Source organism: Nocardiopsis endophytica (assembly GCF_027706725.1).
Classification (GTDB): domain Bacteria; phylum Actinomycetota; class Actinomycetes; order Streptosporangiales; family Streptosporangiaceae; genus Nocardiopsis_A; species Nocardiopsis_A endophytica.
Window position 1 is genome coordinate 1 of record NZ_JAQFWQ010000071.1, and the last position, 18,332, is coordinate 18,332.

Annotated in this window: 18 protein-coding genes; 11 read left to right on the plus strand and 7 right to left on the minus strand. The window is 73.2% G+C overall.

Annotated elements, in window-relative coordinates:
* Positions 1 to 494: 494 nt before the first annotated feature.
* Entirely contained in the window at positions 495 to 1,067 is a 573-nt protein-coding gene (locus O4J56_RS21390) for a hypothetical protein (protein WP_270688085.1), read from the minus strand.
* The gene (gene cutA, locus O4J56_RS21395) at positions 1,064 to 1,399 is read right to left on the minus strand and encodes a divalent-cation tolerance protein CutA (RefSeq protein WP_270688086.1); all 336 of its coding nucleotides are present in this window, start codon (positions 1,397 to 1,399) and stop codon (positions 1,064 to 1,066) included. Before cutA ends, O4J56_RS21390 begins: the two co-directional genes overlap by 4 nt.
* 51 nt (positions 1,400 to 1,450) lie before the next feature.
* Between cutA and pyrE the strand changes: the two genes are divergently transcribed.
* A complete protein-coding gene (pyrE, locus tag O4J56_RS21400) occupies positions 1,451 to 1,984 on the plus strand; it encodes an orotate phosphoribosyltransferase (RefSeq protein WP_270688087.1) in 534 nt (177 codons plus the stop codon).
* Between the two features lie 59 nt (positions 1,985 to 2,043).
* Here the strand turns inward: pyrE and O4J56_RS21405 are convergent, their stop codons facing one another.
* Together O4J56_RS21405 and O4J56_RS21410 are read right to left on the minus strand one after the other, a co-directional pair.
* Positions 2,044 to 2,430, minus strand: a complete 387-nt coding sequence (locus O4J56_RS21405; RefSeq protein WP_270688088.1) for a hypothetical protein — start codon at positions 2,428 to 2,430, stop codon at positions 2,044 to 2,046.
* Between the two features lie 200 nt (positions 2,431 to 2,630).
* Entirely contained in the window at positions 2,631 to 3,014 is a 384-nt protein-coding gene (locus O4J56_RS21410; protein WP_270688133.1) for a RodZ domain-containing protein, read from the minus strand.
* Positions 3,015 to 3,348: 334 nt separating this feature from the next.
* On the opposite strand from O4J56_RS21410, the gene fbaA reads away from it, so the two are divergent.
* The 8 genes from fbaA to O4J56_RS21450 all read left to right on the plus strand — a co-directional run bounded on the left by fbaA (position 3,349) and on the right by O4J56_RS21450 (position 13,141).
* On the plus strand, positions 3,349 to 4,371 hold the full coding sequence (gene fbaA / locus O4J56_RS21415; protein ID WP_270688090.1) for a class II fructose-bisphosphate aldolase: 1,023 nt from the start codon (positions 3,349 to 3,351) through the stop codon (positions 4,369 to 4,371).
* Positions 4,372 to 4,517: 146 nt separating this feature from the next.
* Positions 4,518 to 4,931, plus strand: a complete 414-nt coding sequence (locus tag O4J56_RS21420; protein ID WP_270688091.1) for a DUF3151 domain-containing protein — start codon at positions 4,518 to 4,520, stop codon at positions 4,929 to 4,931.
* Positions 4,932 to 5,145: 214 nt separating this feature from the next.
* Positions 5,146 to 6,429: an adenylosuccinate synthase gene (locus tag O4J56_RS21425; protein ID WP_270688093.1), complete on the plus strand. Its 1,284-nt coding sequence runs from the start codon at positions 5,146 to 5,148 to the stop codon at positions 6,427 to 6,429.
* A gap of 52 nt (positions 6,430 to 6,481) precedes the next feature.
* Positions 6,482 to 7,741, plus strand: coding sequence for a phosphoribosylamine--glycine ligase (gene purD, locus O4J56_RS21430; protein WP_270688094.1), 1,260 nt, complete (start codon positions 6,482 to 6,484; stop codon positions 7,739 to 7,741).
* 47 nt (positions 7,742 to 7,788) lie between these two features.
* Positions 7,789 to 9,096 carry an adenylosuccinate lyase gene (gene purB / locus O4J56_RS21435; protein WP_270688097.1) on the plus strand — a complete coding sequence of 436 codons (1,308 nt, stop codon included), beginning with the start codon at positions 7,789 to 7,791 and terminating at the stop codon, positions 9,094 to 9,096.
* On the plus strand, positions 9,093 to 10,001 hold the full coding sequence (locus tag O4J56_RS21440) for a phosphoribosylaminoimidazolesuccinocarboxamide synthase (RefSeq protein WP_270688099.1): 909 nt from the start codon (positions 9,093 to 9,095) through the stop codon (positions 9,999 to 10,001). The genes purB and O4J56_RS21440 overlap by 4 nt, the downstream gene beginning before the upstream one ends.
* 309 nt (positions 10,002 to 10,310) lie before the next feature.
* Positions 10,311 to 11,612: a UDP-N-acetylglucosamine 1-carboxyvinyltransferase gene (gene murA / locus O4J56_RS21445; protein WP_270688101.1), complete on the plus strand. Its 1,302-nt coding sequence runs from the start codon at positions 10,311 to 10,313 to the stop codon at positions 11,610 to 11,612.
* Between the two features lie 275 nt (positions 11,613 to 11,887).
* The gene (locus tag O4J56_RS21450) at positions 11,888 to 13,141 is read left to right on the plus strand and encodes a transcriptional regulator (protein WP_270688135.1); all 1,254 of its coding nucleotides are present in this window, start codon (positions 11,888 to 11,890) and stop codon (positions 13,139 to 13,141) included.
* A 126-nt stretch (positions 13,142 to 13,267) separates the two neighbouring features.
* Here O4J56_RS21450 and hisC read toward each other — a convergent pair whose 3' ends face one another.
* The gene (gene hisC, locus O4J56_RS21455) at positions 13,268 to 14,356 is read right to left on the minus strand and encodes a histidinol-phosphate transaminase (protein WP_270688103.1); all 1,089 of its coding nucleotides are present in this window, start codon (positions 14,354 to 14,356) and stop codon (positions 13,268 to 13,270) included.
* A gap of 110 nt (positions 14,357 to 14,466) precedes the next feature.
* Between hisC and O4J56_RS21460 the strand changes: the two genes are divergently transcribed.
* Complete coding sequence (locus O4J56_RS21460) at positions 14,467 to 15,183, plus strand: hypothetical protein (protein WP_270688104.1); 717 nt, start codon at positions 14,467 to 14,469, stop codon at positions 15,181 to 15,183.
* Positions 15,184 to 15,398: 215 nt separating this feature from the next.
* On the opposite strand, the gene O4J56_RS21465 is transcribed toward O4J56_RS21460, so the two are convergent.
* Both O4J56_RS21465 and O4J56_RS21470 read right to left on the minus strand, forming a co-directional pair.
* The gene (locus tag O4J56_RS21465; RefSeq protein ID WP_270688105.1) at positions 15,399 to 16,469 is read right to left on the minus strand and encodes a MauE/DoxX family redox-associated membrane protein; all 1,071 of its coding nucleotides are present in this window, start codon (positions 16,467 to 16,469) and stop codon (positions 15,399 to 15,401) included.
* Positions 16,466 to 17,419: a hypothetical protein gene (locus tag O4J56_RS21470; protein WP_270688107.1), complete on the minus strand. Its 954-nt coding sequence runs from the start codon at positions 17,417 to 17,419 to the stop codon at positions 16,466 to 16,468. The genes O4J56_RS21465 and O4J56_RS21470 overlap by 4 nt, the downstream gene beginning before the upstream one ends.
* A 275-nt stretch (positions 17,420 to 17,694) precedes the next feature.
* On the opposite strand from O4J56_RS21470, the gene O4J56_RS21475 reads away from it, so the two are divergent.
* Positions 17,695 to 18,213: a SigE family RNA polymerase sigma factor gene (locus O4J56_RS21475; protein ID WP_270688109.1), complete on the plus strand. Its 519-nt coding sequence runs from the start codon at positions 17,695 to 17,697 to the stop codon at positions 18,211 to 18,213.
* The last annotated feature ends 119 nt before the right edge of the window (positions 18,214 to 18,332 follow it).

An 18,332-nucleotide genomic window follows, 5' to 3' on the forward strand; every position in this document is an offset into this window, starting at 1 on the left:
TGACCATGCACACGCGCCGCACCCGACAGCGCTACCCGATGGGCCGCCGACCTTCGTCGTCGCCGCCCTCCACCCCACACTCCCGTGGCCCGCCTCCCGGCCGGGGCCCGTAAGCGGGGTACCTGCTCAGCCGCCCGCCGACCCGGACCGCGAGAGGCCCGCTGCCCGGCAGGCGGGGCCGGGGAACCGCCCCGCTTGTTTCGTCGCCGCCAATCACGCCGACCACGCACACGCCGGGTAGCCGACGGCGCTGCCGTATGGGTCGCGGACCTTCGTCGTCGCCGCCATCTCGCTCACACTCCGGAGGCCCGCCGCCCGGGCGGGGACCTGAAGCGGGGTACCTGCTCAGCCGCTCACCGACCCGGACCGCAACGGGACCGGCGGCCTGCACCACCGCAGGCCCGGGGGCGGGCCCGCCGAGCAAGAATGACCACCCACCCACGGACGGCGGGGATGGAACCGGAACCACACCGCCCAAAAGCAGCGCCCTCCCCCTACATCTCCTCGATCAGGGACAGCAGGGCCCCTGCCAGGTCGGCCGGGGTCACTGTTCCGCTGGCGTCCTTTACCGGCCAGCCTCTGAGGGCGGCCTTGCGGGCGCAGGGGGCGTGGCGGGTGTCCGTGTACAGGTACCCGCAGGGCGCGTCGGGCCAGTCCTGGGTCGGGGGGAGGGGCTCGGTGTCGTAGCCGGAGGGGGCCTGCGCCGGCTCGTCGTGGTCCGACGCGAGGTCCGGGTTCTGGGCCCGCCGCAGGTCGGCGCGGCTGGGGGTGCCCGGCTGGGGCATGAGGCCGTCGGCGATCACGTACCCGGACGGCGGGCGGCGTGCCGCGCGCTGGGCGGCGCCGACGGCCGCGGCCAGGGGCGCCGCCTCGCCGACCGCGATGATCAGTGGCGCGGGCGGCGCCTGCGCGGCGGCGGCCAGGGAGGCGGCCGCGACGTAGGACGCCGCGTACGGCGGCCCCGCGGCGGGGTCGGGGGCGGCGCCGACGGGCGACAGGCCGCGTTCCTCCAGCGCTTCGGCGAGGCCGGGCCAGGCGCTCAGCAGAAGCGGGCGGCCGGGCCTCAACGGACGGGGCGGGTCTCGTCGGTGACCCACTCCAGGTAGTCGGCGGAGCCGCCCTGCACCGGGACGGCCACGATCTCGGGGACGTCGTAGGGGTGAACCTCGTTGAGGTGCGCGGTCAGGGCGTCGAGGCGGTCGGCGGCGGTCTTCATGACCACGGCCCACTCCTCCTCGGCCTGGACCGCGTCCTCCCACCGGAAGAAGCTGGTGATCGGCCCGGACACCTGGGCGCAGGCGGCCAGCCGGTGCTCGACCACCGAGCGGGCCAGCTCCTCGGCCCCCTTCCGGTCGGCCGCGGTGGTCTCCACACGCACGTGCCCGGCGTCCCGATCCATGCTTCCTCCGCTGCTCAGGGTGGTGATCCGGCCGGTCTAGGCTCATGAGGCATGAGCGACCGCGAAGAACTGCTGCGACAGGTCAACGATAAGGCCGTGGTGCACGGCCGCGTCACCCTCTCCTCGGGCAAGGAGGCCGACTACTACGTCGACCTGCGCCGGGTGACCCTGGACGGGCGGAGCGCCCCGCTGGTCGGGCGGGCCATGCTGGAGGCCACCGCCGACCTGGACTACGAGGCCGTGGGCGGGCTGACCCTGGGGGCCGACCCGGTCGGCACGGCGATGCTGCACGCGGCGGCGGCGCAGGGGCGCACCCTGGACGCGTTCGTGGTGCGCAAGGCCGGGAAGGCGCACGGGCTGCAGCGCCGGATCGAGGGGCCGGACGTGGCCGGGCGGCGGGTGCTCGCGGTCGAGGACACCTCCACCACCGGCGGGTCGGTGCTGACCGCGGTGGAGGCGCTGCGCGAGGCCGGCGCCGAGGTGGTCGGCGTGGCCGTGATCGTGGACCGCGGCGCCCGGGAGAAGGTCGTCGGCGAGGGCCTGGAGTACCGGGCCGTGTTCGAGCTGTCCGACCTGGACGTGTGAGCGCGCGCCGCGGTCGCGGGGCGCGCGCCCCGCGACCGCGGCCGGACTCCGCTCCCCGGTCAGGTGATCGGGTGCCACTCGGAGTGGTTGTCGCCCGCGATGGACATGCGGAAGTGGTACGAGCGCGGCACCTCGTGCAGCCACCCCTCCTCGACGCTGCACCCGCGCGGGTCCCAGAACTCCTTGACCTCGCCGTCCCCGTCCACGTCGCCGTGCGGGCTGTAGTCGTCGCACCGCTTGTCGTTGACGTAGAGGTGCTCCTTGTCGCGCGCCTCGACGTAGCCGACGAGCTCCCCGTCGTCGTAGGCCTCGATGCGGTTCTCCAGGTAGACGTACTCGACCTCGTGCGGGTCGTCGTCGGCCGCCGAGGCGGGCAGGGGAAGCAGCATCACACCGGCGAGCCCGCCGATCAGCGCCGCGGCGCCGGCGTTGCGTGCAATGGACATGGGTGTCTCCTTGCGAGGTTCGTCGACCGTGGTGCGGGGACGCGCCCGCCCACCGGACAATCACCCAGAGTAAGGAGATAACTACCGAAAGCAATGACCGCCATCGGGGTGCCGCCGCCTGCCCGCCTCAGAAAAATCCCAGGTCACAGAGGGTTTCAGGGGGTCGCGGAGGGGAAACGGCAGGGGGCCGGGCGCCGGAGTCAGGCCGCCTCGGCCACGAAGGAGTAGTCCTCCCCGGCGTCGGAGAGGTCCATCAGCTCGCCGTTGACGTACACCTCCACGGCCTCCGGGTCGCCCAGGGTCACGTCCAGCTCCTCGTGGTCGTAGCTGAGGAACTGCCCCTGGGTCATGGTGGCGTCGGTCAGCACCTCGCCGCCGGGAACGCGCACGAGGACGTCGCTGGCCTCGCCCACGACCTTGATGTACAGCACGCTGTCGTCGGCCTCGCCCGCCTCCTCGGCGGCGGCCGGAGGGGTGGCCGTGGAGGGCGCGGACGCCTGCCCCGGCAGCGAGTTGTACAGGAAGAACACCCCGAGGCCCACGAGCACGACGAAGACGGCGATCGCGGCGGCGATGCCCAGCACCTGCCCGATGCCCCGAGGGTCGTTGCGATGTCGTCCCACGGGTGTGAATGTAGCGTGAATCACGCGGGGCATTCGAGACCCGGGGGGACGCAGCGGCGAATATCGCCGGAATTCCTACGTACCGCCACCGCATCCCTACACAGGGTCTCGAATTCCCCCCTTCTGGCCGCTTCCGGCCCCGACCCGGACACCAGGTCGGTCAACCCCTCATTTCGTACATTTGGTCTAGACCTTTCCGCGGGCTTTCCACGTTCGCGATACTGGGGCGCGGGTCCCCCGTGCGAGTAGGGGGCGCCGCGACCGGATCACTCCAGGCCAACCAGGGAGTCACACCATGCCCATCGCGACCCCGGAGGTCTACACGGAGATGCTGGGCCGCGCGAAGTCCCAGGGCTTCGCTTACCCCGCGATCAACGTGACCTCCAGCCAGACCCTGCACGCCGCCCTGCGCGGCTTCGCCGAGGCGGAGAGCGACGGCATCGTCCAGATCTCGACGGGGGGAGCCGAGTTCCTCTCCGGCGCGACCGTCAAGGACATGGTCACCGGTTCCGTGGCCTTCGCCGAGTACGCCCGCGTGGTCGCCGAGAAGTACGGGGTGAACATCGCCCTGCACACCGACCACTGCCCCAAGGACAAGCTGGACGCCTTCGTCCGCCCCCTGCTGAAGCTGTCCGAGGAGCGGGTGGCCAAGGGGCAGCAGCCGCTCTTCCAGTCCCACATGTGGGACGGCTCCGCCGTGCCGCTGGAGGAGAACCTCGAGATCGCCGAGGAGCTGCTGGCCAAGTCCGACGCCGCGCGCACGATCCTGGAGATCGAGGTCGGCGTTGTCGGCGGCGAGGAGGACGGCATCGTCGGCGAGATCAACGAGAAGCTGTACACCACCCCCGAGGACGCCCTGCGCACGGCCGAGGCGCTGGGCCTGGGCGACAAGGGCTACTACATGACCGCCCTCACCTTCGGCAACGTGCACGGCGTCTACAAGCCGGGCCATGTCAAGCTGCGCCCCGAGGTCCTCAAGGAGGCCCAGGACGCGGTCGGCGACAAGTACGGCCGCACCAAGCCGTTCGACTTCGTCTTCCACGGCGGCTCCGGCTCCACCCTGGAGGAGATCCACGCCGCCATCGACTACGGCGTGGTGAAGATGAACATCGACACCGACACCCAGTACGCCTTCACCCGCCCCATCGCCGACCACATGCTGCGCAACTACGAGGGCGTGCTCAAGGTCGACGGCGAGGTCGGCAACAAGAAGCAGTACGACCCGCGCTCCTACGGCAAGGCCGCCGAGGCCGGAATGGCCGAGCGCGTCGTCGACGCGTGCCGCCAGTTGAAGTCCGCAGGGCGGAAGATGAACTAATCTGCCCGTGGGAGCGCGCCCCTCGGGGTGCGCCCCTGGGCCGGCCCCCGGTTCCCAGCGGATTCGGGGGCCGCAGCGCGCCCGGCCGCCTGACATCCATGGGCGGACGCGTCGGCCGGGCGCGCGCCCCCTGGCAGGATGGGGCCATGGACCTGCATGCGAATCTCCTCGGGGAGCCGCCGGCCACCCGCCTCCCCGACCAGCCCGAGGCGCGCGAGGCGCTGGCCTCCGGCACCGACCCCTCCGAGGTCGCCGCGCGCAACCCGTCGTACTCGGCCGCCTGGGCCGCGCTCGCCGAGCGCGCGCTGGAGGCCGGGGACCCGGTGACCGCCTACGCCTACGCCCGCACCGGCTACCACCGCGGCCTGGACCAGCTCCGCCGCGCCGGCTGGAAGGGGCACGGCCCGGTCCCCTGGGACCACGAGCCCAACCGCGGCTTCCTGCGCGCGCTGAACGCGCTCGCCCACGCCGCCGGGGAGATCGGGGAGGCCGAGGAGGAGGAGCGCTGCTCCACGTTCCTGCGGGACAGCAGCGCCGAGGCCGCCGAGGCGCTGTCCTGAGGCACCGCCCTGACGCGCCGTCCCGAGCGGTCACGGAGCGACCACCGTCCCCGCCCGCATCTCCCGCGCTGACCGGCACTGACCGGGCATTCCGTGCTTAACGTGCGCGGCCCGGTCGTGTACGCTCTAGACGCAAGGGCCCCTGTCGCTTTCTTGCGCCAGGGGCTTACCCATGTCCGGGCAACGGTCCGAACGATTGAAGGGGTAGACCCGCATGCCGGCGATCACGCTCGTTGGGGCCCAGTGGGGCGACGAGGGCAAGGGCAAGGCCACCGACCTGGTGGGCGACCGCGTCGACTACGTGGTCCGCTACCAGGGCGGCAACAACGCCGGGCACACGGTCGTCATCGGCGACCAGAAGTACGCCCTGCACCTGCTGCCCTCGGGCATCCTCTCGCCGGACGTCGTCCCGGTCATCGCCAACGGCGTCGTCATCGACCCGGGGGTGCTCTTCGAGGAGCTGGGCGGCCTGCACGAGCGCGGCGTGGACACCTCGCGCCTGCTGATCTCGGCCAACGCGCACCTGATCATGCCCTACCACCGGGAGCTCGACAAGGTCAGCGAGCGGTTCCTGGGCAAGGGCCGGATCGGCACCACCGGGCGCGGCATCGGCCCCACCTACGCCGACAAGATCTCCCGCCAGGGCGTGCGCGTGCAGGACATGTTCGACGCCAAGATCCTGCGCAAGAAGGTCGAGCTGGCGCTCAACGACAAGAACCAGGTCCTCACCAAGGTCTACAACCGGCGCGGCATGGACCCCGAGCGCGTCATCGACGAGTACCTGGGCTACGCCGAGCGGCTGCGCCCCTACGTCACCGACACCTCCCTGGTGCTGAACAAGGCGCTCGACGAGGGCAGGAACGTGTACCTGGAGGGCTCCCAGGGCACCCTGCTCGACATCGACCACGGCACCTACCCCTTCGTCACCTCCTCCTCGCCGACCTCCGGCGGGGCGTGCGCGGGGGCGGGCATCGGCCCCACCCGCATCACCAAGGTGGTGGGCATCCTGAAGGCCTACACCACCCGCGTGGGCTCGGGCCCCTTCCCCACCGAGCTGCACGACGAGTGGGGCGACTGGCTGCGCACCCAGGGCCACGAGTTCGGCGTGACCACCGGGCGCAACCGCCGCTGCGGCTGGTTCGACGCCCCCATCGCCCGCTACGCCACCCGGGTCAACGGCATCACCGACTTCTTCCTGACCAAGCTGGACGTGCTCACCGGCCTGGACCGCATCCCCGTGTGCGTGGGCTACGACGTCGACGGGGTCCGCCACGACGAGATCCCGATGACCCAGACCGACTTCCACCACGCGGTGCCGGTCTACGAGTACCTGGACGGGTGGAGCGAGGACATCACCGGGGCGCGCTCCTTCGGGGAACTTCCCAAGACCGCCCAGGACTACGTGCGTACCCTGGAGGAGATGTCCGGGGCCCCGATCTCGGCCATCGGCGTCGGTCCCGGGCGCGACCAGACGCTGGAGCTGCGCTCCCTGGTCTGACCCGCCCCGCACGCGTCCCCTCGATCCCCACGACACACAAAGGGTCCGTTACGTGAAAGCCCTGGTACTCGGCGGCGGAGGCCGCGAGCACGCCCTCGTCCGAGCCCTCTCCCTCGACCCGGGTGTCACCGAGCTGCACTGCGCTCCCGGCAACCCGGGCATCTCGGCCTTGGCCGACAACCACGTGATCAACCCGGTGGACGGCCTGGCCGTGACCGAGCTGGCCGCCCGCATCCGCGCCGAGCTGGTGGTCATCGGACCGGAGGCGCCGCTGGTGGCCGGGGTGGCCGACGCCCTGCGCGACCGCGGCATCCCGGTCTTCGGTCCGGACCGCGAGGCCGCCCGGATCGAGGGGTCCAAGGCCTTCGCCAAGGAGGTCATGCAGGCCGCGGGGGTGCCCACCGCGCGGGCGCGGGTCTGCCGCACCCCGGCGCAGGCCGCCGAGGCCCTGGACGCCTTCGGCCCGCCGTACGTGGTCAAGGACGACGGCCTTGCCGCGGGCAAGGGCGTGGTGGTCACCGAGGACCGCGCCGAGGCCGAGCGGCACGCCCGCGAGTGCGGGCGCGTCGTCGTCGAGGAGTACCTGGACGGCCCCGAGGTGTCGCTGTTCGTGCTCAGCGACGGGGTGCACGCCGTCCCGCTGCCCGCCGCCCAGGACTTCAAGCGCGCGCACGAGGGCGGCACCGGCCCCAACACCGGCGGCATGGGCGCCTACGCCCCGCTGGGCTGGGCCCCCGCCGGGCTGACCGAGCAGGTCATGAACGAGGTGGTCGGCCCCACCATCCGGGAGATGGCCAAGCGCGGCCACCGGTACCAGGGGCTGCTCTATGTCGGCCTGGCGCTGACCTCCGAGGGCCCCAAGGTGGTGGAGTTCAACGCCCGCTTCGGCGACCCCGAGGCACAGGTCGTGCTGGACCGCCTGGCCACCCCCGTGGGGACGCTGCTGCAGGCGGCCGACACCGGCGGCCTGGGCGCCATCACCTCCCTGGAGTGGCGCAACGGGGCCGCGGTCACCGTGGTGGTGGCCTCCGAGGGCTACCCGGGCTCGCCCGCCAAGGGCGACACCGTCGGCGGCCTGGCCGAGGCGGACGCGGTGGACGGCGCCTACGTCCTGCACGCCGGGACGGCCTGGGGCCCCGACCGGACCATCGTGTCCAACGGCGGCCGGGTGCTGAACATCGTCGGCACCGGTGACACCCTCGCGGCCGCGCGCGGGCACGCCTACGAGGCGGTCTCCAAGATCGAGCTGCGCGGCTCCTTCCACCGCACCGACATCGCCGAGGAGGCCGCCGCCCGGGCGGGCGGGGCCTGAGCAACCCTGGGCGCGCCCGAGGTCCCGGGGCCTGCGAAAATGTAGCCGTGATCGAGCGCTACACCCTTCCGGAAATCGGGCGCGTCTTCAGCGACGCCCACAAGTACGAGCTCTGGTGCCGGGTCGAGACCCTGGTGATGGAGGCCCACGCCGAGGCGGGCACCATCCCGGCCGATTCGGTCGAGCCGGTGCGCCAGGCGCCGCCCCCCACCCCGGAGCGGGTGGCCGAGATCGAGGCGGTGACGCAGCACGACGTCATCGCCTTCCTCACCGCCTGGGCCGACAACACCGAGCCCCGCGAGGCCGCCAAGTGGGTCCACTTCGGCATGACCTCCTCCGACCTGCTCGACACCGCGCTGGCCGCCCAGCTCGTCGAGGCCACCGACATCCTGCTCGCCAAGGCCGACGCGCTGGTGGCGGCGCTGCGCGACCACGCCCTGGAGCACCGCGGCACGCTGCGCGTCGGCCGGACGCACGGCATCCACGGCGAGCCGGACGTGTGGGGGCACCGCGTCGCCGACTTCGCCTTCGGCATGGCGCGCTCCCGGGACCGCCTGCGCCGCGCGCGCGAGGCGGTCGGGGTGATGGCGATCTCGGGCCCGGTGGGCACCTACTCCAACATCGACCCCAAGGTCGAGGCCTACGTCGCCGGGAAGCTCGGCCTGCGCCCGGCCGACGTGTCCACCCAGGTGGTGCTGCGCGACGGCATCTCCGAGTGGGTGTCCTGCCTGGCGATCATGGCGACCGTGTGCGAGGCCGTCGCCCTGGAGGTGCGGCACGGCCAGCGCACGGAGGTGCGCGAGCTGTGGGAGCCCTTCGGCAAGGGCCAGAAGGGCTCCAGCGCCATGCCGCACAAGAAGAACCCGATCATGTCGGAGCGGATCTGCGGCATGGCGCGCAACGTGCGCGCGCAGATCGTCCCGGTCATGGAGGGCATCCCGCTCTGGCACGAGCGCGACATCTCGCACTCCTCCACCGAGCGGATCAGCCTGCCGGACGCCGCCATCGCCACCGACTACCTGCTCAACCTGACCACGAAGCTGGTCACGGGGCTGGTCGTGGACGCCGACCGGATGCTGGTCAACCTGGACGCCACGCACGGGCTGATCTACTCCTCCACGGTGGTCTCCGAGCTGATCGAGACCGGCCTGTCCCGCGAGGACGTCTACGCCGTCGTGCAGAGCGCCGCCATGCGCACCTGGGACACCGGCGCCCCGTTCCGGCAGACCCTGCGCGAGGAGGCCGACGCGCGCGGCATCGCGCTGGACGAGGCCCGGCTGGACGAGGTGTGCCGCCCCGAGCGCTTCACCGAGCGCCTGGCGGGCGTGTTCGAGCGGCTGGAGAAGCTGGCGTGAGCGGTTTCACGGTGCGGCCCGTGCCCGCCGAGGTGCCGGGGCTGACGCACCTGCACACCGGCAAGGTGCGCGACCTGTACGCCACCGCCTCCGGGGACCTGGTGATGGTGGCCAGCGACCGGGTGTCGGCCTACGACTGGGTGCTGCCCACCGAGATCCCCGACAAGGGGCGGCTGCTGACCGCGCTGTCGCTGTGGTGGTTCGACCGGCTGGCCGACATCGCCCCCGCGCACGTGCTCTCGGACACGCCACCGCCGGGCGCCCCCGAGGACTGGCGCGGCCGCACCCTGGTCTGCCGCCGCCTGGACATGGTCCCGGTGGAGTGCGTGGCCCGCGGCTACCTGACCGGGTCCGGCCTGGCCGAGTACCGCGCGGACGGGACGGTGTGCGGCGTGCCGCTCCCGGACGGGCTGCAGGACGGGTCGCGCCTGGAGGAGCCGATCTTCACCCCGGCCACCAAGGCCGAGGTGGGCGAGCACGACGAGAACGTCTCGTTCGAGCGGGTGGCGGCCGCCCACGGCGCCGCCCTCGCCGAGGAGCTGCGCTCCGCGACCCTGGCGCTGTACCGAAGGGGCCGGGAGCTGGCCGAGGAGCGCGGCATCCTGCTGGCCGACACCAAGTTCGAGTTCGGCCGGGACGCCGACGGGACGCTGGTGCTGGCCGACGAGGTGTTCACCCCCGACTCCTCGCGGTTCTGGCCGGCCGACGAGTGGGAGCCCGGCCGCCCCCAGCCGTCGTTCGACAAGCAGATCATCCGCGACTGGCTGACCTCCCCCGCCTCCGGGTGGGACCGGGCCTCGGAGGAGCCGCCCCCGCCGCTGCCGGAGGACGTGGTCACCCGCACCCGGGACCGCTACCTGGAGGTCTACGAGCGCCTCACGGGATCGCCCGCCCGAGTGGGCTGACAGCGTCCGCGGGCTCCCGGCCGGACCGACACGCCGGGAGCCCGCCGCGCGCCCGTGATCCCGCACACGATGGCACCGGCAGCCGCGCGAAGCGCTTACAGTGGAACGCGTCCTTTGCCGGGGCGCGGCCGCCGGCGCACGCATGGGACCTTCCCACATCCGCCGGTCCATGCGATCCCTCCGACCCGCACCGCGTTAGCCGCGCCCGGATCGCGGCATAACGGCGGGAACGAGCCGGGAAAAGAGCGCGTCTCACCGCGTAGGCGCGTCGAAGTCGAGATCTTTCACATCCGCCTCACGAAGGAGCACATGAGCATGGGCCAGGAGGTTCGCTACCGCGTCCGCGGCGGCCGTCCCCTCAACGGGACGGCGTTCATCCAGGGCGCGAAGAACGCCGTGCTGCCGATGATCGGCGCCGCCCTGCTCGCGAGCAAGGGACGCACCGTCCTGCGCAACGTCCCCAACATCGAGGACGTGCGGCGCGCCCTGGAGCTGGCCGAGCACGTCGGCGCCAAGGTCGAGTTCCACGAGGCCGAGCGGACGGTCGTCATCGACGCCTCCCGCCTGGACGACCCGGAGCGCGCCGTCCTCCCGGCCGACATCGCCGCCCGCTTCCGCGGCTCGGTGCTGTTCGTCCCCGCCCTCATGCACCGCATGGGCCGCGCCCGCATCGAGGGCGTCGGCGGCTGCAACCTGGGCAGCCGCAAACTCGACTTCCACTACCGCGGCTTCGCCCGCCTGGGCGCCGAGGTGGTCGAGGACGAGGAGCGCAACCACATCAACATCACCTCCCCGTACCTGCGCGGCGGCCACCTGTACCTGGACACGCCCTCGCACACCGGCACCGAGAACCTCATCATGGCCGCCGTGCTCGCCCGCGGCACCACGGTGATCGAGCACGCGGCGCTGGAGCCCGAGGTCATCGACGTCATCGAGTTCCTGCGCGCGATGGGCGCCAAGATCAGCGGCGGCGGCACCGGGTTCATCACCGTGGAGGGCGTCGAGGAGCTCACCGCGGTCGAGCACACCATCATGAGCGACCGCATCGACGCCGGCGTGTTCGCCATGGCGACCGCGGCCGCCGGCGGCGACGTCAGCCTGGTCGGCGCCAACCTGGAGCACCTGGGCGTGGCGCGCTGGAAGCTCGACCAGATGGGCGTGGAGTTCTCCCAGCAGGGCGCGGTGCTGCACGTGCGCCGCGACCCCTCGGTGCCGCTGCGCCCGATCAACGCGGTCACCTCGCCCTACCCGGGCTTCGCCACCGACCTGCAGTCGCCGCTGATGGCGCTGGCCACCCTGGCCGAGGGCGAGAGCTACCTGCACGAGAACATCTACGACGGCCGCTTCGCGCTGGCCGACGAGCTCAACAAGATGGGCGCCAAGATCGAGGTGGAGGGCACCCGGGCGATCGTGCACGGCCCCACCGAGCTGCGCGGCGCCGAGGTGGTCGCCCACGACCTGCGCACCGGCGCCTCGCTGGTGCTGGCCGGGCTGGTGGCCCAGGGCGAGACCGTGGTGGCGCCGGGGTACCTGGTGGACCGGGGACACGCCCAGTTCGCGTCGCGCCTGGCCGCTTTGGGCGCCGACGTGGTGCGCGAGCCCATCGCCTGAGGCCGCGTCACCCCAGTTCAGGCCGGGGTGGGAGGCGCACGGCGACGGCGCTCCCGCCTCGGCTTTCGGTCTTCTGCGTGAAACGATCATCATTGGCCCCGCACAATGGGTACGATCGCGGCAATCATGCCGTGACAGAAACAGGTTCGGGAACCAGTGGGCGCACATAGTGAAGAACGTGGAATGGTAGCGGGGAGCAGCCCGAGGTGAGTGCGCAGCGTACTGGCGATTTGACTATTGGTGTCATCGGCCCGCATGAGGTCGTCGAGCGCGTCATGCTGATGGGCCCGGGGTCCACAGGCCCCCTCAACGCCAGACTCATCGCCGCCGCCTATCGAGACGAGCAAGAGGCCACCGACAAGGTCCTGCGCCTGGGGTCGGCGATCGACGCGTATCTGTTCGCCAGTCCCGTCCCCTACGAGTTCGCGCGCAAGGCGGGTGTGCTGACCATGCCGGCCACCTACGTGCCGCTCGGCGGGGCGAGCCTGCACGAGGCCCTGCTGCGGGGCACCCTGGACGAGAGATACGACCCCACCCGGGCCAGCCTGGACGTGCTCAGCCGGGCCGATGTCGTGGAGGCCTACTCCGAGGTGGACCTGCCCGTCGACGGCATCCACGTGCACGAGGAGCTCACCAGCACCGCCCAGCTCACCTCCTTCCACGAGGGGCTGTGGCGGCGCAAGGCCACCCGCATGGCCATCACCTGCGTGCGCGGGGTGGCCGAGCGGCTGGAGGCCATCGGGGTCCCCGTGATGCGCCTGCGCCCCACCAACGCGGGGGTGCGCAGCGCCCTGCAGACCGCCGGCCTGCTCGGCGCCCACCACCGGCTGGAGGAGGCGCAGCTGGGCGTGGTGATCGTGGACGTGCCCACGCTCCGCGACTCCAGCCGCCGCTCCACCCCCCGGTACTGGCGCGACGAGCTCCGCCTGGCCCTGCACCGGCTGCTGCTGCAGGAGGCGCACCGGATCAACGCCACCGCCCACCCGGTGGACGACCACACCTTCATGGTGACCGCCACGCGCGGCTCGCTCGTCTCGGCGACCGAGGGGTTCCGCCAGCCCCCGTTCGTCGAGCGGATCAAGGCCGAGCTGGGCATCGCCATCGAGGTGGGCATCGGCATGGGGCGCACCACCCAGGACGCCGAGACGCACGCGCGCGCGGCGCTCAGCCGCGCACAGGCGACCCGGCAGAGCTTCGCGGTGGACCGGGAGGGCCGCTCGCTGGTGCCCGCTCAGCGCGCGCCCCAGCGCCAGCAGACGCCCGAACCCCTGCGCACCAAGGGCCGCGAGACCCTGATGCGCCTCTCGGAGCGGATCGCCGAGGAGGACGGGCCGCTGGTCGTCGACGCCGAGAACGCCGGACGGATGCTGGGGGTCACCCCGCGCACCGCCCGGCGGCTGCTGCGCACCCTGGTGGAGGAGGGGCTGGCCTGGCCCCTGCCGCCGAACCGGACGCTGCAGCCCGGGCGCCCGCGCCAGCTGTACCGGCTCATCGTGGAGAAGCTCGACAAGGACAAGGCCGGCAAGTAGCCCGGCAAGGAAAGGGCCCCGCACCCGCGGGGCCCTTCGGTGCATCAGGAGCCGCGTTGATCTCGGGAGAAACGACGCTAAAACCTCGCTGGTAGGGGCGTTTCTCCCGAGATCAACGACAGGGGGTCAGCCGGCGTTGCGGCGCGGGAAGGCGTGCGCGGCGGCCAGCAGCGCGTCGTTCTCCTCCGGGGCCCCGATGCTGATCCGCGCGCCCTCGCCGGAGAAGGGCCGCACCGCGACGCCCTCGGCGGCGCAGGCCTCGGCGAAGGCGTCGGTGTCCCCGCCCAGGCGCAGCCACACGAAGTTGGCCTCGGTCGGCGGGACCTCCCAGCCGTCGGCGAGCAGCGCGTCGCGCACCCGGGTGCGCTCCTTGACGGTGCGCTCCACCCGCTCGGAGAGCTCGTCCTCGGCGGCCAGGGAGGCGACCGCGGCGGCCTGGGCCAGGTGGTTCACGGCGAAGGGGACCAGGGTCTTGCGCACGGCCGAGGCCACGTGCGGGTGGCCGATGAGGAAGCCCACGCGCAGCGCGGCCAGGCCGTAGGCCTTGGAGAAGGTGCGCAGCACCGCCACGTTCGGGCGGTCGCGGTACAGGTCCAGGCCGTCGGGGACGGCGGGGTCGCGGACGTACTCGCGGTAGGCCTCGTCCAGGACGACCAGCACGTGGTCGGGCACGCGGTCGAGGAAGGCGGCGAGCTCCTGCTCGCGCACCGCCGTACCGGTGGGGTTGTTCGGGTTGCACACCAGCACCATGCGGGTGCGGTCGGTGATCGCGCCGAGCATGGCGTCCAGGTCGTGCGCCTCGCCGGTGAGCGGCACGGTCACCGGGCTCGCCCCGGACAGGGCGGTCAGCAGCGGGTAGGCCTCGAACGAGCGCCAGGCGTAGAGCACCTCGGCCCCCGGCTCGGCCACCGCCTGCAGCAGCTGCTGGAGCACCCCCACCGACCCGGCCCCGGTCGCGACGTGGTCGGCGGGCACCCCGAAGCGGCGCGCCAGGGCCTCGGTCAGACCGGTGACCCCGGCGTCCGGGTAGCGGTTGGCCGCCGCGGCGGCCGCGGAGATCGCGGAGACGACCGAGGGCAGCGGGTCGTAGGGGTTCTCGTTGGACGAGAGCTTGAACGAGCGCCCGTCGGGGCCCACGACCGCGCGCCCCGGCTTGTAGCCGGGGACCTGGTCGAGGACAGCCCGGAAATATGGCGAATTCCGCTCCGACACCATTGTCCTTCCTCGATACTCTGTGCAAGGCCAAGGCTACCCAGCGTGGAAACCCCTCGCCGGGACGGCCCAGGACCTCAGCGGCAATATCGCACAGAACAGGAAAAGGCACCATGGAGCACCCCCGAGCAGCGCGCACGGCGGCGGTCGCGGCACCCGCCGCGGCGGTCCTGGTCGCGGCGCTCGCCGCCTGCGGGGGCGGCGGAGGCGGCCAGGGCGAGGAGCGCGGCCCCGGATCCGAGGCCGCCGCGAAGCTGGGCGAGGCGCAGCTGGTCCAGTACGAGGACGCCAAGGTCGTCCCCGAGGCCGGCGAGCGCGGCACCTACGGAAAGCTGGCGGGCGTCGAGCGCACCGAGAAGCTGCGCGCCTCCACCGACCTGGACAAGCCCGAGTGCATGGACGCGGCCACCTCCTGGGGCAGCCTCCCCGAGGTGCGCGAGGCCCCCGCGTCGGTCGCGGTCTTCGCGCGCGGGGACGACACGGTCTCGCACACCCTGCTGGAGGTGCCCGAGGGCGTCGCGGACGAGGCGCTGGAGACCGTCTCGCCGGAGAAGGACTGCTCCTCGTACAAGGCGACGATGGAGGACGGCTCCACGTCCTCCTACTCCGTCTCGGAGGTCGACATGGACCCGGTGGGCGACGCCTCGCGGGCCTTCGCCGTCAAGACCGAGACCGGGGGCGAGACGGTGTGGATGTACAGCGTCGTCTACCGCAACGGCGGCCACCTGGGGGCGGCCACCGTGCTGGGCCCAGACGAGAAGGGGGACTACGAGGAACTCCTATCCGGATTCGCCGCGTCGGCGGTGGAGCGCGAGGAGAAGGTCCTGTAGGATCGGTCCCGGATCGAACAGGTGTTCGAGAGGGTATGGGTAAGGGGGCGGGGGACGATGTCGAGGGCAGCGCACAACCTGGAACGTCGTGTACACCGGCGTACGGCCGGTGCCCCCCGCCCCCAGCACCACCGTGCCGACCGGCCCACTCCCCCGTCCGGCGACCGGCACCTGCTGCGCCGGGTCGACTGGGGAGCCCCGTCGGCGGCGGCCTTCTACCGGTCGCTGGAGGAGGCCTTGGCCGCCCCGGCCCCGTTCCCGGTGGAGATCCCCGCGGACGCCCCGGACGCCCCCGACACCCCCGACGCCTGAGCCCCGGCCCTGGCCCGGGGGACGCGCGGCCCGCCGCGGTCCTCCGCGCCCTCCCGCGCCTCCTCTTCGGCCTTCCCCGCCGCGTCCTCCGGCGGCCCGGTCGGCACCACCGTGCCGGTCGCCTGGGGCGCACCGCCCGTGGTGCGGGGCAGCGGCGCGCCGCCCTCCTCGGCCACCTCGCCGAGCACCGCCAGCGTCACCAGGGTCTCGGCGTCGCTCACCGCCGCGCGCACCCGCGGCCGGCGCCCCCGCAGCTCGACGGCGAACACCGCGTCCACCGGACGGCCGTTGCGGCGGCCGGTGAAGCGCATCAGCCGCCAGCACCCGTGCCGCCACACGTCGACCGGCTCGGTGCCGTCGACCACCACCCGGTTGGCCCGCCACACCTCGCTCCGGCGCAGCCGGGCGAGGCTGCGCCGCACCGGCACCCGCCGCACCTCGCAGGACTCGCGGCCGAACACGCGCACCGCCGCCTCCCGCAGCTCCGGTGAGAGCGCAGCGAGCACGGCCAGCTCGGCCGCGCCGACCGCCGCCTGAGCCCCGCTCAGACCGGCCGCCGCCTGCAGGCCGCCGCCGCCCGCCAGGGCCGCCCCCACCGCGGCCGCGGCCAGCACGGCGGCGCGCGCGATGGCCCGCCACCCGACCGGCTCGGTGCTCAGACCGCCGAAGCAGCCGCAGCCCATCTGCGGGTCGCGCCGCCGCACCACGGCCAGCAGCACCGCCGAGACGGTGAACACCGCGGCGGCCGCCCACCCCGCGGCGGTCCCCAGCGGCGCGGGCGCGGCCAGCAGGGCGACCGCCAGCACCGCCTCCAGCAGCACGGTGGCCACCGACGCGGGCCGCTGCAGGGCGTCGGGCAGCAGCGACACCGGACCCCCGCCGCCGGTCCGGTCGACCGCCTTGGCCGCGGCCCCCAGGAGCAGCAGCAGGGCGACGAGCGGCGGCTGGATCTGGATCAGTTCGGCCGGTGTCATCCCGCCTCCATCGTCGCGGCGAAGCAGCCGGCCTCCGGGCGCCCTCCCAGGGCGGTGAAGGCCGGCAGGGTCAGCTCGGCCAGGCGGCCGCTCGCGTCGCCGGAGCCCTCCCGGCAGCGGTCGCAGAAGCGGCTCGCCGCCGAGGCGCAGTTCAGCACCGGGAACACCGCGGAGACGCCGGTGTCGTCGTTGCGCACCGTCACCGTGGCCCCCAGGGACAGCAGCGGGAGCGGCAGGCAGGGGTCGGACCGGTCGCAGTCCGGCCCGCAGTCGGAGCCGGGGTCGAGGGCGGGGTAGGCGGCACCGGCGGCGTGCGCGCGCGGGTCGGTGTGCGCCGCGCGGCCGTACGCCGGGTCGTACCAGGTGACGATGCCCGACAGGGCCTCCGGGACGCGGCGCGCGGGCGGGCGCCGGGGCGCGCGGGAGGCGGGGTGGGGCGGCTGCGTGGTGACCGGGACCGTGGTGTGCACGGCGCCGCCCTCGCGCACGCCCACCGCGTCGAACAGGTAGCCCGGTTCGAGGACGGGGTGGCGCACGGCCATGCGGCCCGACGAGCGGTACGGGATCACCGCGACGGCCCGGGGGCGCCCGTGCCCGGGGTCGACCACGACCGTGTCGCCGTCGGCCGAGACGATGGTGCCGGTAACGCGGCCCAGCTGCGCCCAGAGGCGGTCGACCACCCAGCGCCCGCCCCCGCCGCAGCGGACCAGGACGTCGTCGCCGACGCGGACGTCCTGGGGGCCGACGTCGCGTCCGCGCCAGAAGGACGTGGTGCGCTCGAAGAGGAACCGCTCCTCGCCCTTGAGCGTGGCGACGGTGAGCATGTGGGCGGTGACGTGCAGGACCACGCCCCGCACCACCTGGGGCGAGGGATCGCTCGGCGGCGGGGCCGCGTCCTCCCCCAGCAGTGCGGCGGTGAACCTCCGCCGCTCCTGGACATCTACTGACATCGCCCCTCCTCGCCCCGAGTGCCCGCAGCGCCCGTTTCCATTCTCACCGTCTGATGCGCGACGGCACGGTCGACACGCGCGGCCCTCGTGTGCTCACGCGGCGCTTCCGCACCGCGATCCCCAGCGTGGCAGGGGTTCCCGGTGTCCGCGGGCGTTCCGGTTTGCCAGATCATGGCGGCGGCGTTTGCTGCGGATTGCCCCGACCGTGGAAAAGTGGTGATCAAGGCACAGATGTGACACAACGCACGTACGCGAACGAACGGGCCGGTGATCCTATGGCCGAGACGGTGCGGCGAACGCGATACGAGGAGTTCACCGCCTACGTCACCGACCGGGGGCCGGCACTGCTGCGGATGGCGCGCTCACTGACGCCGGGGCACGCCGACGCCGAGGACCTGCTGCAGGCGGCCCTGCTGAAGACGTTCTTCGCGTGGGACCGCATCTCCACGCCGAAGGCGCGCGACGGGTACGTGCGGCGGGCGATGGTGAACACCCAGATCTCCGAGTGGCGGCGGAACCGGCTGGAGGTGTTCCCGACCGACGAGATCCCCGAGCAGCGGGTGGACGACCCGACCGCGCGCTCGGACCTGGCGGACACGGTCAACAGGGCGATCGAACGGCTGCCGGACCGCCAGCGGCAGATCGTGCGGCTGCGGTACTACGACGACCTGACCGAGGCGCAGATCGCCGACCGGTTGGGCGTGACGATCGGCACGGTGAAGAGCACGGTGTCCCGCGCGGTCCGGAAGCTGCGGGAGGACGCGGACCTGACGATCGCCCGCGCCACGACGTGAACGCGGCCGGACGGCGACCCGCGCCGGCCGCCCCCCTGGGCAGCGCCCCGGACCCGCCCGGCGCTCCGGGCCTGATTCGTTTTGCACGTGCGTCATGGGAGTCTGTAGTCTTGATCCGC

What these genes read in the sequence shown, in the direction of transcription:
- cutA (WP_270688086.1), bottom strand. Translation starts at nt 1,399, where the DNA reads ATGGATCGGGACGCCGGGCACGTGCGTGTGGAGACCACCGCGGCCGAC.
- pyrE (WP_270688087.1), top strand. Translation starts at nt 1,451, where the DNA reads ATGAGCGACCGCGAAGAACTGCTGCGACAGGTCAACGATAAGGCCGTG.
- O4J56_RS21405 (WP_270688088.1), bottom strand. Translation starts at nt 2,430, where the DNA reads ATGTCCATTGCACGCAACGCCGGCGCCGCGGCGCTGATCGGCGGGCTC.
- fbaA (WP_270688090.1), top strand. Translation starts at nt 3,349, where the DNA reads ATGCCCATCGCGACCCCGGAGGTCTACACGGAGATGCTGGGCCGCGCG.
- O4J56_RS21420 (WP_270688091.1), top strand. Translation starts at nt 4,518, where the DNA reads ATGGACCTGCATGCGAATCTCCTCGGGGAGCCGCCGGCCACCCGCCTC.
- O4J56_RS21425 (WP_270688093.1), top strand. Translation starts at nt 5,146, where the DNA reads ATGCCGGCGATCACGCTCGTTGGGGCCCAGTGGGGCGACGAGGGCAAG.
- murA (WP_270688101.1), top strand. Translation starts at nt 10,311, where the DNA reads ATGAGCATGGGCCAGGAGGTTCGCTACCGCGTCCGCGGCGGCCGTCCC.
- O4J56_RS21450 (WP_270688135.1), top strand. Translation starts at nt 11,888, where the DNA reads ATGCTGATGGGCCCGGGGTCCACAGGCCCCCTCAACGCCAGACTCATC.
- hisC (WP_270688103.1), bottom strand. Translation starts at nt 14,356, where the DNA reads ATGGTGTCGGAGCGGAATTCGCCATATTTCCGGGCTGTCCTCGACCAG.
- O4J56_RS21460 (WP_270688104.1), top strand. Translation starts at nt 14,467, where the DNA reads ATGGAGCACCCCCGAGCAGCGCGCACGGCGGCGGTCGCGGCACCCGCC.
- O4J56_RS21465 (WP_270688105.1), bottom strand. Translation starts at nt 16,469, where the DNA reads ATGACACCGGCCGAACTGATCCAGATCCAGCCGCCGCTCGTCGCCCTG.
- O4J56_RS21470 (WP_270688107.1), bottom strand. Translation starts at nt 17,419, where the DNA reads ATGTCAGTAGATGTCCAGGAGCGGCGGAGGTTCACCGCCGCACTGCTG.
- O4J56_RS21475 (WP_270688109.1), top strand. Translation starts at nt 17,695, where the DNA reads ATGGCCGAGACGGTGCGGCGAACGCGATACGAGGAGTTCACCGCCTAC.